The sequence below is a fragment of the Pseudomonas sp. EA_35y_Pfl2_R111 genome, assembly GCF_963970955.1.
Classification (GTDB): Bacteria; Pseudomonadota; Gammaproteobacteria; order Pseudomonadales; family Pseudomonadaceae; genus Aquipseudomonas.
Genome location: NZ_CAXAOM010000005.1, coordinates 265,574 through 277,049 on the forward strand (window position 1 = coordinate 265,574; position 11,476 = coordinate 277,049).

Below are 11,476 nucleotides of genomic sequence, written 5' to 3' on the forward strand. Positions count from 1 at the left end.
TCCCAAGTAGGCAAGTTATCTCCATAAACAGGATCATGGCAGCCCATGGGCTTGCCCTAATGCTTGTGTCATGATGCCCAGACCGCAGGTTGGCCACATACTCTTCCTATGAATAAATCTTTCGCCTTGCTGACTGCCGCTGCCTTATTAAGTGGCTGCCAGACCTTTGCCCCCTCTGCCCCGGATGGCGCGCCGCCGGTGGAAGAACCCTCTGTAGTCGCCACACAAGCGCAGTCGCAGGTTTATCGCGACTTCAGCCAGGAAACCCTGCTATCGCTACTGGTCGCGGAATTAGCCGGCCAACGCAACCGCTTCGATATTGCCCTGGAAAACTACGTAGAACAGGCCAATGCCACCCAGGACGCTGGTGTAGCCGAGCGCGGTTTTCGTATAGCCGAGTACTTGGGTGCCGAGCAGCCGGCCCTGGAAACCAGTCTGCTGTGGGCTAAGGCCGCACCAGAGAGTATCGACGCCCAACGCGCAGCCGCCGTGCAGCTGGCCCGCGCCGGCCGCTACGACGAATCCATGAGTTTTATGGCGCGGGTTCTGCAACGTCAGGGCGATACGCATTTCGATTTCCTCGCCCTGTCCGCCGCTGAAACCGACCCGGACACCCGCGCAGGCCTGCTGCAAAGCTTTGATCGCCTGCAAACCAAATACCCGGACAACAGCCAGCTGCAATTTGGCAAAGCCCTGTTGCTGCAACAGGATGGCCGACCGCAGGAAGCCCTGGAACTGCTGGAGCAACAGCCCAGCAAAGACCGCCCCATCGCATCGATCCTGCTGCATGCGCGCCTGCTGCAAAGCCTTGAGCGCAACGACGACGCTCTGCCGCTGCTGGAAAAAGGCATCGAGCAGTACCCGGACGACAAACGCCTGCGCCTGACCTACGCCCGCTTACTGGTTGCCGAGAACCGCCTGGATGACGCCAGAGGCGAGTTCGCCTCGCTGCTCCAGCAATACCCCAACGATGATGACCTGCGCTTTTCCCTGGCCTTGGTCTGCCTGGAAGCCAAGGCATGGAAAGAAGCAATCGTCTACCTGGAAGAACTGGTCGAGCGCGGTAGCCATAGCGACGCCGCGCACTACAACCTGGCCCGCGCCTATGAAGAACTCGGCGACACTTCCAGCGCCCTGATCGAATACGCCCTGGTCGGCCCCGGCAATGACTACTTGCCCGCGCAGGCCCGTCAAAGCGACTTGCTATTCAACGAGCAACGCGCCGAAGAAGCCGCCGAGCGTCTGCGCCAGGCTCGCGAAAGCCAGCCTGACTACGCCATTCAGCTGTACCTGATTGAAGCCGAGGCCTGGTCCAAGCAGCAGGACACCGAGCGCGCCTGGAAGCTGATCCAGAAAGCCCTGGAGCAGTTCCCAGAAGACCTCAACCTGCTCTACACACGCGCCATGCTTGCAGAAAAACGCGACAACCTGACCCTGCTGGAGCAGGACCTGCGCTTTATTCTCGAGCGCGAACCGGACAACGCTATGGCCCTCAACGCCCTGGGCTACACCCTGGCCGACCGCACCACGCGCTACGCCGAAGCGAAACAGCTGATCGAGCAAGCGCACCAGCTCAACCCGGAAGACCCAGCGATTCTCGACAGCCTCGGCTGGGTCAATTACCGCCTAGGCAACCTGGATGAGGCCGAGCGCCTGCTGCGCCAAGCCATGCAAGAATTTCCCGACCACGAAGTTGCCGCTCACCTGGGCGAAGTGCTGTGGGCGCAGGGCAAGCAGAATGAAGCGCGCAAACTTTGGCGCGAGGCCCTTAAACAGCAACCAGACAGCACAATCCTGCGCAGCACCCTGCTGCGCCTGACCGGAGCAGAGACACTCTGATGCTTGCGCGCCATCTGATAGTTTTCAGCCTGATCACATTATTAGCGGGCTGCGCCGGCCTGACCTCCCGCGAAGCCCTCGAAGGCCAGGGCGACGCGCAAAGCTGGCAAGCCCATAAACAACGAATCAGCAGCCTGGATGCCTGGCAGATCAACGGCAAGGTCGGCATCCGCGCACCGAAAGACTCCGGCAGCGGCACGCTGTTCTGGCTACAACGCCAGGACTATTACGACATTCGCCTGTCCGGCCCACTGGGTCGTGGCGCGGCACGCCTGACCGGCCGCCCCGGCGCAATCCAGCTGGAAGTGGCCAATCAGGGCCGCTACCAGGCCGAGTCGCCGGAACAGCTGCTGCAAAACCAGCTAGGCCTGAACCTGCCTGTCTCGCACCTGCTCTGGTGGATTCGCGGCCTGCCGTCACCCGATAGCAAAAGCCGCCTGAACCTCGACAGCCAAAGCCACCTGGCGCAACTGAGCCAGGACGGCTGGCACGTCGAATACCTGAGTTATGCCGAGCAAAATGGTTTCTGGCTGCCCGAGCGCATCAAGCTCAGCGGCTTCGATCTGCAAGTCACCCTGGTGATCAAGGACTGGCAACCGCGCCAGCTCGGTCAATGAGCGCCCCGGCAATACCCGCCGGTGCCGAACTAATTCTGCCGGCACCGGCCAAGCTCAACCTTATGTTGCATATCCTCGGCCGACGCGCCGACGGCTACCACGAGCTGCAGACCCTGTTTCAGTTTCTCGACTTCGGCGATGAGCTGGGCTTTGCCTTGCGCTCCGACGGTGAAATTCATCTGCATACGCCCATCGACGGCGTACCCCACGATAGCAATCTGATCGTACGTGCCGCGCGCCTGCTGCAACAGCACGCAAACTGCACCCTGGGTGCAGACATCTGGCTGGATAAGCGCCTGCCCATGGGCGGCGGCATAGGCGGCGGCAGCTCGGATGCCGCGACCACCCTGCTCGGCCTCAACCATCTGTGGCAGCTGAATTACAGCGAAGATCAACTGGCTACTCTGGGCCTGAGCCTCGGAGCAGACGTGCCGGTATTCGTACGCGGCCACGCGGCCTTCGCCGAAGGTGTGGGGGAAAAGCTGCAACCGGTGACCCTGAGCGAACCCTGGTTTCTTGTCGCGATCCCGCAAGTACTTGTCAGCACAGCGGAAATTTTCTCCGACCCCGAGTTGACACGGGATACGCCGCCCATTAAAGTTCGCAGCCTTCTTGAGGGGGGTGGTCGTAATGACTGCCAGCCGGTGGTCACGAAGCGTTATCCAGAAGTTCGTAACGCTTTGATCTTGTTGAACAAATTTGTTTCAGCTCGATTAACCGGCACTGGAGCTTGTGTGTTTGGGAGCTTCCCAAACCAGGACGATGCTGATAAAGTCGCCCGCCAACTTCCAGCCACTTTGCCAAGTTTTATTGCCCAAGGCCGTAACATTTCGATGTTGCACCGCAAGCTCGAAACCTTGGTCAGGAAGTGAATGCAAGTGCTTAGCAATAAGCACACAGAGTTGTACGGTAGTAGGGGCGTCGCCAAGCGGTAAGGCACCAGGTTTTGATCCTGGCATGCGTTGGTTCGAATCCAGCCGCCCCTGCCATTTCTGTACTCATCCAGGTATACCCCCAGCCGGCAGGTACTGCGCGTGTCCAAGATGATGGTTTTTACGGGGAACGCTAACCCCGATCTGGCGCGACGTATCGTACGTCAGCTGCACATTCCCCTCGGTGATGCTTCTGTCGGTAAGTTTTCCGACGGCGAGATCATGATTGAAATCAACGAAAACGTCCGCGGTAAAGACGTCTTCCTGATTCAACCGACGTGCGCGCCAACCAACGACAACCTGATGGAACTGGTAGTGATGGCCGATGCCTTCCGCCGCTCCTCAGCGACCCGAATTACTGCAGTTATCCCCTACTTTGGCTATGCCCGCCAGGATCGCCGCCCGCGCTCCGCTCGCGTAGCAATCAGCGCCAAGGTTGTGGCTGACATGCTCACCGTTGTAGGTATCGACCGGGTTTTGACCGTCGACCTGCACGCGGATCAGATCCAGGGCTTCTTCGATATACCGGTAGATAACATCTACGGTTCGCCAGTACTGGTGGACGATATCGAAGACCAGCGCTTTGAAAACCTGATGATCGTCTCCCCAGACATTGGCGGCGTAGTGCGTGCACGCGCCGTGGCCAAGTCCCTGGGTGTTGACCTGGCGATCATCGACAAGCGCCGCGAGAAAGCCAACCACTCCGAAGTGATGCACATCATCGGTGATGTTGAAGGCCGTACCTGCATCCTGGTCGACGACATGGTGGATACCGCGGGCACCCTGTGCCACGCCGCCAAAGCGCTGAAAGAACATGGCGCCTCGAAAGTTTTCGCCTACGCCACACACGCCGTACTGTCTGGCCGCGCCATCGAAAACATTGAAAAGTCTGTACTCGACGAGCTGGTGGTGACTAACACCATCCCGCTGTCCGCCGCCGCGCAATCCTGTTCGCGTATTCGCCAACTGGACATCGCCCCGGTAGTCGCTGAAGCGGTACGCCGCATCAGCAATGAAGAATCGATCAGCGCGATGTTCCGTTAATTCGGAATACGCCCTGAGCGCAAACGCCCTGCCCTGACGGCAAGGCTTTTCAACCAACCGTCCCGTCGCTGGTCGCAAGCGTAACGGACGGTTTGGTTATTTTGGAGAAGTGAAATGACTGAATTTGCCCTGAATGCCGAAGTGCGTTCCGACCTGGGGAAAGGTGCGAGCCGCCGCCTGCGTCGTAACGTTGCCATGGTTCCTGCCGTAATTTACGGTGGCGAAAAAGCTCCACAATCGATCAGCCTGCTGGCCAAAGAACTGGCCAAACTGCTGGAAAACGAAGCAGCCTACAGCCACGTGCTGAGCCTGAACGTAGCCGGCAGCAACGAAAGCGTGATCATCAAAGCCCTGCAGCGTCACCCAGCCAAGGGCTTTGTGCTGCATGCTGACTTCATTCGCGTAGTCGCTGGTCAGAAACTGACCGCTATCGTTCCCCTGCACTTCATCAACCAGGAAACCTCGGTTGGCGTTAAGCAGCAAGGCGGCGAAGTCTCCCACGTCCTGTCGGAAGTAGAAGTTTCCTGCCTGCCGAAAGACCTGCCGGAATTCATCGAAGTCGACATGGCTGCCGTTGAAGTTGGTCAGATCGTTCACTTGGCTGACCTGAAACTGCCTAAAGGTGTTGAGCTGGTTGCATTGGCTCACGGTAACGACCTGGCCGTGGCTAACATCCACGCCTCCCGCGTTGCTAAAGACGCAGAAGAAGGCGCTGCTGAGTAAACCTCGCAGCGTCGGAAACCAGCTCGGCATGCGATTCTGCCGAGCTATTTCCACAAAAGGGCTCCTGACATGACTGCCGTACAACTGATCGTTGGCCTGGGTAACCCCGGCCCTGAATACGACCAGACCCGGCATAATGCAGGGGCCCTTTTCGTTGAGCGCCTGGCAGACAGCCAGCGCATCAATCTGAGCCTCGACAAAAAATATTTTGGCCTGGTTGGCAAACTCAGCCATCAAGGCCGCGATGTTCGCCTGCTGATCCCCACCACTTTTATGAACCGTAGCGGCCAGGCCGTAGCGGCTTTGGCGAATTTCTTCCGCATACCCGCGGAAGCTATTCTGGTGGCCCACGACGAACTCGACATGCCCCCCGGCGTCGCCAAACTCAAACAGGGTGGCGGGCACGGCGGGCATAACGGACTGCGCGACATCATCGCCCAGCTCGGTAATCAGAATAACTTTTACCGCCTGCGGCTTGGCATCGGCCATCCCGGGCACAGCAGCATGGTCTCCAACTTCGTCCTCGGCCGCGCCCCACGCAGCGAACAGGAACTGCTGGATACCAGCATCGACTTTGCCCTAGGCACCCTGCCGGAAATACTCGCAGGCGACTGGAGCAAGGCCATGCACAAACTGCACAGCCAGAAAGCCACCTCCTAACTCTTTACCGCCATTCGTGCGAGGGACAACACCATGGGATTCAACTGCGGCATCGTCGGCCTGCCCAACGTCGGCAAGTCCACCCTGTTCAACGCCCTCACCAAATCCGGTATTGCGGCTGAGAATTTTCCGTTCTGCACCATTGAGCCAAACAGCGGCATCGTGCCAATGCCCGATCCACGCCTCGCGGCGCTGGCAGCCATCGTTAACCCCAAACGCATCCTGCCGACCACCATGGAATTCGTCGACATCGCCGGCCTGGTAGAAGGCGCATCAAAAGGTGAAGGTCTAGGCAACAAGTTCCTCGCCAACATTCGCGAAACAGACGCGATCGCCCACGTGGTGCGCTGCTTCGAAGACGACAACGTGATTCACGTTGCCAACAGCGTCGACCCCAAGCGCGATATCGAGATCATCGACCTCGAACTGATCTTCGCCGACCTCGACAGCTGCGAAAAGCAACTGCAGAAGACCACCCGCAACGCCAAGGGCGGCGACAAAGAAGCCGTTGCGCAGAAAGCCCTGCTGGAAAAGCTCATCCCCCACTTCAGCGAAGGCAAGCCAGCGCGCACCCTGATGAAAACCCTGGGTGACGACGAGAAGCAACTGGTACGTGGCTTCCACCTGCTCACCAGCAAGCCGGTGATGTACATCGCCAATGTCGCCGAAGACGGCTTTGAGAACAATCCACTGCTCGACATCGTCCAGGCCATTGCCGACGAGGAAGGCGCTCCTGTCGTACCGGTATGCAACAAAATCGAAGCAGAAATCGCCGAGCTGGATGACGGCGAAGAAAAGGACATGTTCCTTGAAGCCCTGGGTCTTGAAGAACCCGGCCTTAACCGCGTAATACGTGCAGGCTACGAACTACTCAACCTGCAAACCTACTTTACCGCCGGCGTCGAAGAAGTCCGCGCCTGGACCGTCAAAGTTGGCGCCACTGCCCCACAGGCCGCCGGCGTGATTCATACCGACTTCGAAAAAGGCTTTATCCGCGCCGAAGTCATCGCCTACAACGACTTCATCCAATACAAGGGTGAAGCTGGGACCAAGGAAGCCGGTAAATGGCGCCTGGAAGGCAAGGACTACATCGTTAAAGACGGCGACGTCATGCATTTCCGCTTTAACGTGTAAGCGATTGATCGCGCGCATAAATTTTCGCCCAACAGGGTTGACACCCAACCACAAGACGCGAATAATGCGCGCCACTCGGCTACGTAGCTCAGCTGGTTAGAGCATAGCATTCATAATGCTGGGGTCCGGGGTTCAAGTCCCTGCGTAGCCACCAAACAAAACAAGGGTTTACCGAAAGGTAAGCCCTTTTTTGTTTGCTTAGGTTTTGGACGAATGCTCAGCTGTTGTACTGAATATGAACTCACTCGATGTAATACAAGCCACCCCACAGTGATAACAACAGAAAGCGTGGCTCTCACGCGTCTGCATATGCCCTTCTTCGCTATTCAACGGCTTCGCGCACCCTGCGTACTCAGCAGCAAGCCCGTAAAGATCAGCGCTGCACCGAGCCAGTGGTAACTCTGCAAACCCTCCCCCAATAGCAGCCAACCTAATACAGCGGTAAACACCGGCATCAGGTAATTGGAGAGCGCCGCCTTGGCGGCACCAAGTACGCGGATGGCATGGTTCCACGCCAGATAGGCGAGCAATGAGGCAAAGATCGCGGTGTAGCTGATGGCGGCCAAATTCTCTGCCGTCAGGTTGAAGTGTGCGCCCTGGGCCAACTCGTAAAGATAGAACGGCAGAATCAGCGGTACGCCCAGCAGCATCAGCACGCCGAGCAACGCCAGCGGTGGTATCGGCAGCAAGTAACTGGCCCAGCGTCTTAGCAGCAATGAGTAGAGCGCCCAGTCGGCCACCGCCAGCAGCATAATCAGGTCGCCCTGATTGAATGCCAGGCCGCTGAGGCTGGCCCAACTGCCTTTGCTGATCAGCACCAGCAGTCCGCCTGCGGCCACTGCCATGCCACACCAGGCGCGGCGCTGCGGCCATTCGCCAAGCAGCAGGCCGGCACCGATAAAGGTCATCAGCGGCAGGCAGGTGTTGACCAGGGTGATGTTAATCGCGGCCGTGGTTTGCGCGGCGGCGTAGAGCAGGCTGTTGTAGCCGGCGATGCCGAGGCCCGCGAGCACCAGCAAGCGCCAGCCAGCCACACGCAATGCCGCGCGGTGTTGCCACAGTGGTTTGACCACAAAAGGCAACAGCAGAACTAGGGCCAAACTCCAGCGCCAGAATGACAGGGCGAACGGCGGGATCTCGCCAGCGAACGCCCTGGCCACCAGTGCATTGCCCGACCAGCACAGCGTCGCCAGCAGTAGACCGGCCAATGCGACACGCACCGAAGATTGCATGCCTAGCTCTGCCCGAGCGGACGCAGGCGGTATTGCGGCGGCAGTTGCTCCATGCCGCTGACGGTGACGTTGAGATTCTTCCAGCGGCCGTCCTTGATGCCATAGATGCAGCCATGCACCGCCAGCGGCTGACCGCGATGCCAGGCGTTCTGCACGATGGTGGTGTGGCTGACGTTGGCCACCTGCTGGATCACGTTGAGTTCGCAGAGGCGGTCAACCTGCTCTTCCTCGCTGGGCAACTGCGCCAGGTGTTCGCGGTGCTCGTAGTACAGGTCGCGAATGCTGCGAAGCCAGCCGTCAATCAGGCCGAACTGGGTGTCCTGCATGGATGCGCGCACACCGCCGCAGCCATAGTGGCCGGTGACCAAGATATGTTTGACCTTGAGCACATCGACCGCGTACTGGATCACCGAAAGGCAGTTGAGGTCAGTGTGCAGCACCACGTTGGCGACATTACGATGCACGAACAGATCGCCCGGCAGCAGGCCGACAATCTCGTTGGCCGGCACGCGTGCATCGGAGCAACCGATCCACAGGTATTCGGGCACCTGCTGCTTGGCCAGTTTGGCGAAGAACTCGGGATCTTCTTCCTTGATCGCTTCGGCCCAACGCGCGTTGTTGTCGAAGAGATGTTGTAGATCGCTCATGCGTCGCTCCTAGATTCGTCGATGCGCACCATAGGAGCGCCACGAACTTTTGACAAGCACACGCGGCACGCAATAACAGCAGTCAGTTCAAGCGCGGCGGCGACGCAACAACCAGAGAATCAGCAGCAGGCCCGCCAACAGCACCAGGCTTACACCCCACTGCAACGGCCCCGCATAGCGGTACAGCTCGGCCGGCTGCAGGCTGGGCGCACGCAGCATACGCTGCTCGGCAGCCGCGCCCTGGGTCGGGATATCGGCCAGGCCGTCGCCGTCCAGGTCCGGCAAGCTGCGAATATGGTCGAGCAGGCCCTGCCACTCTTTATATTCCTGCACGCCAGGCTGCTGCGGATCGACATCGACGATCGCGTCCTTGATCGCCGCCAGCGGCCGGCCCTGCGCATCCTTGGGCTGCACGCTGAGCAGGCCCTTGGTCAGGTCGCTGACCAGCCAGGTAAAGCTACCGACATAACTGGTGGCGCCGATGCTGTAGAGCCGCTGATCGGCCAGGTCGAGCGGCGTGTAGCCCTTAATCGGATCGCCCAGCTCAATCTGACTAACCCGATCGAACGGCACGCGCCAGGGGTTGTAGCTGAAACGCAGGCCCGACACGCGCGGGTAATAGCTTTTGCTTTCACGCACCTGATACGCCAGCAGCAGGACTTCGAGCAGGTTCTTAAGCTCCTGCCCACTGACATACACCTTGATCAGCGGGTAACCCGGCGCATCATCCAGCTCACCAACCCCCAGCGGGGCGATGCGAAACAAGTCGGACACCGTCTGCACGCCATAGCGGCCCATGATCATGTTGTCGCGAATGGTGCCATTACCGGTAAACGACACATCGCTGCCTGTGGCCTGGCGCAGGGCGTCGGTAACTAGATTGCCAAGAATGGGGTCGTCATGGGCGCGGCTCAGGGTCTTGTCGACCTTGGCCAGCGGCTGATCGAAGGTATAGCCCTTGGGCGCCAGCATCTGCGCACTGACCACCTGCTTGAAGTCCTCGACCTGGGCAGTGATCGCGGCACTGCCGGCAATCTGATCGTTGATCGGGTGCAGCTGGTAATCGACAACCTGCGGCTTGCCGTCCGCAGGTAGACGCATACGCAGTTCGCCCAGGTGCTGAATCTCCGAGCCGGCCTGCACCACTGGCGTGCGACCGCCCACCAGTAGTGGTTGCGCCAGCGCGGTGTGCGAGTGGCCGCCGACGACGATATCGATACCCGGCACCTGCTCAACCAGCTCGACCTCCTCACCGCGCCAGCTACCATCCTCCTGCTGCACAACGCCCATATGCGAAAGCAGAATCACTACCTCAGCACCCTCATCGCGCAACTTGGTGACCATGGCTTGGGCGGTCGCGACCGGGTCGGCAAACACTGCCGGCTTGATCATCGGACTGACTGCCACAGCGTTGTTGCCGAGCAGGCCGAACAGACCAAAGCGGATACCGCCCTTGTCGATCAGCTTGTATGGCGCAATGCGCCCGGCCTCGTAGTGCGCCTGCAGGCTGTCGTCTTCCTTACGCTCGGGATCGAAGCCAAGATTGCTCGACAGCAGCGGCATCAGCGCATCGCCCTTGATCTTGTGCGCCGAGCTGATCATCGCGGCCAAGCCGGCCGGACGAAAATCAAATTCGTGGTTGCCCAGAGTCGCGGCGTCGTAACCCAACTCGGTCATCAGGCGCAGTTCGCCGCCGGTTTCGCGGGTCACGGTATGGAACAGCGTACCCATGCTGAAGTCGCCACCATCGAGCAGCAGCACTGGTTGCTCACCGGCAGCGGCGCGGCGCTGTTCAAGCAAGGTAGCCAGACGTGCGACTCCGCCGACGGTGTCGTCATCGCCGGTGGTGGCGGGGGAATATTCGTTGTTCGGACCAAAGCCGAGCAGGCGTGATTGCCAGTCGTTGGTGTGCAGGATGGTAAAGCTGCGTTCGGCACTGAAGGCCTGAGCGGCGGTGAATAGGCAAAACACCGCGAGCAACGAAGCAGACAGGCGCATGACAAATCCTTAGGGCAATGGGCCGAATACCGCTGCAGCTGAGGCAGCGCGCGCCAGTATGCGACAAGCCCTGCGTCAGGTCAGCGGCGAATAGCGCCGCACGCGGTAGCCAATCGGGTCAGTGCGCGGCCAAACAAGGGTCTAGTCAAACAGCGGGCAGACCATCACCAGAGCATCTTCGCGGCCGCCGACGGCCGGGTAGTAGTCGCGGCGCCTGCCGACTTCGTTAAAGCCGTAGCGCTCGTACAAGCGGTATGCCACCTGGTTGCTCGCACGCACTTCCAGAAAACAGTCATTGGCGCCCTGCTGCTGGGCCTGCTGCATCAGGTGCTCGAGCAGCTTGAGGCCCAGGCCTCGGCCCTGGCTTTCCGCTTTGACGGTGATATTGAGCAGGTGCGCCTCATCCATGATGATCTGGATAACACCGTGGCCGACCTGCTGCTCGCCCTCGAACATCACCCAGCAGTTGTAGGAGGTCAGGCTGTCGGTAAAGATGCCGCGCGTCCAGGGATGGCTGAATGCGGCGTATTCGATTTTCAGCACCGCATCGATATCCGTCGCAGTCATCGGACGGAAGCTGATTGCATCACTCATTCAGGTTGACTCAGCAAGCAGTAGAAACCACGACCAAGTGGCCGGGAAAAATGTGT

At 59.6% G+C, this 11,476-nt stretch carries 11 protein-coding genes and 2 tRNA genes; 9 read left to right on the forward strand and 4 right to left on the reverse strand.

From position 1 onward, the window contains the following. The first annotated feature begins 108 nt into the window (after positions 1-108). The 9 genes from AACY25_RS18920 (at position 109) to AACY25_RS18960 (ending at position 7,103) form a co-directional block, all read left to right on the forward strand. Positions 109-1,839, forward strand: coding sequence for a tetratricopeptide repeat protein (locus AACY25_RS18920; protein WP_339526696.1), 1,731 nt, complete (start codon positions 109-111; stop codon positions 1,837-1,839). Beyond that, on the forward strand, positions 1,839-2,456 hold the full coding sequence (lolB, locus tag AACY25_RS18925) for a lipoprotein insertase outer membrane protein LolB (RefSeq protein ID WP_339414201.1): 618 nt from the start codon (positions 1,839-1,841) through the stop codon (positions 2,454-2,456). The genes AACY25_RS18920 and lolB overlap by 1 nt, the downstream gene beginning before the upstream one ends. After that, the gene (ispE, locus tag AACY25_RS18930; RefSeq protein WP_339526698.1) at positions 2,453-3,328 is read left to right on the forward strand and encodes a 4-(cytidine 5'-diphospho)-2-C-methyl-D-erythritol kinase; all 876 of its coding nucleotides are present in this window, start codon (positions 2,453-2,455) and stop codon (positions 3,326-3,328) included. Before lolB ends, ispE begins: the two co-directional genes overlap by 4 nt. 42 nt (positions 3,329-3,370) lie before the next feature. After that, positions 3,371-3,445: transfer RNA gene (locus tag AACY25_RS18935), tRNA-Gln, on the forward strand. A gap of 45 nt (positions 3,446-3,490) precedes the next feature. Beyond that, on the forward strand, positions 3,491-4,432 hold the full coding sequence (locus AACY25_RS18940) for a ribose-phosphate pyrophosphokinase (RefSeq protein WP_090251437.1): 942 nt from the start codon (positions 3,491-3,493) through the stop codon (positions 4,430-4,432). Between the two features lie 114 nt (positions 4,433-4,546). Continuing rightward, entirely contained in the window at positions 4,547-5,155 is a 609-nt protein-coding gene (locus AACY25_RS18945) for a 50S ribosomal protein L25/general stress protein Ctc (RefSeq protein WP_339526700.1), read from the forward strand. 69 nt (positions 5,156-5,224) lie between these two features. Then, positions 5,225-5,815, forward strand: a complete 591-nt coding sequence (pth, locus tag AACY25_RS18950) for an aminoacyl-tRNA hydrolase (protein WP_339526702.1) — start codon at positions 5,225-5,227, stop codon at positions 5,813-5,815. Positions 5,816-5,848: 33 nt separating this feature from the next. Then, on the forward strand, positions 5,849-6,949 hold the full coding sequence (ychF, locus tag AACY25_RS18955) for a redox-regulated ATPase YchF (RefSeq protein ID WP_339526704.1): 1,101 nt from the start codon (positions 5,849-5,851) through the stop codon (positions 6,947-6,949). 77 nt (positions 6,950-7,026) lie between these two features. Beyond that, positions 7,027-7,103: transfer RNA gene (locus AACY25_RS18960), tRNA-Met, on the forward strand. 172 nt (positions 7,104-7,275) lie between these two features. On the opposite strand, the gene AACY25_RS18965 is transcribed toward AACY25_RS18960, so the two are convergent. The 4 genes from AACY25_RS18965 to rimI form a co-directional block, all read right to left on the reverse strand. Continuing rightward, positions 7,276-8,181: a DMT family transporter gene (locus AACY25_RS18965; protein WP_339526706.1), complete on the reverse strand. Its 906-nt coding sequence runs from the start codon at positions 8,179-8,181 to the stop codon at positions 7,276-7,278. 2 nt (positions 8,182-8,183) lie between these two features. Continuing rightward, a complete protein-coding gene (gene can, locus AACY25_RS18970; RefSeq protein ID WP_339526707.1) occupies positions 8,184-8,828 on the reverse strand; it encodes a carbonate dehydratase in 645 nt (214 codons plus the stop codon). An 87-nt stretch (positions 8,829-8,915) separates the two neighbouring features. After that, a complete protein-coding gene (locus tag AACY25_RS18975) occupies positions 8,916-10,826 on the reverse strand; it encodes a bifunctional metallophosphatase/5'-nucleotidase (protein ID WP_339526708.1) in 1,911 nt (636 codons plus the stop codon). A gap of 141 nt (positions 10,827-10,967) precedes the next feature. Further along, the gene (gene rimI, locus AACY25_RS18980) at positions 10,968-11,420 is read right to left on the reverse strand and encodes a ribosomal protein S18-alanine N-acetyltransferase (protein WP_304866532.1); all 453 of its coding nucleotides are present in this window, start codon (positions 11,418-11,420) and stop codon (positions 10,968-10,970) included. Between the last annotated feature and the right edge of the window lie 56 nt (positions 11,421-11,476).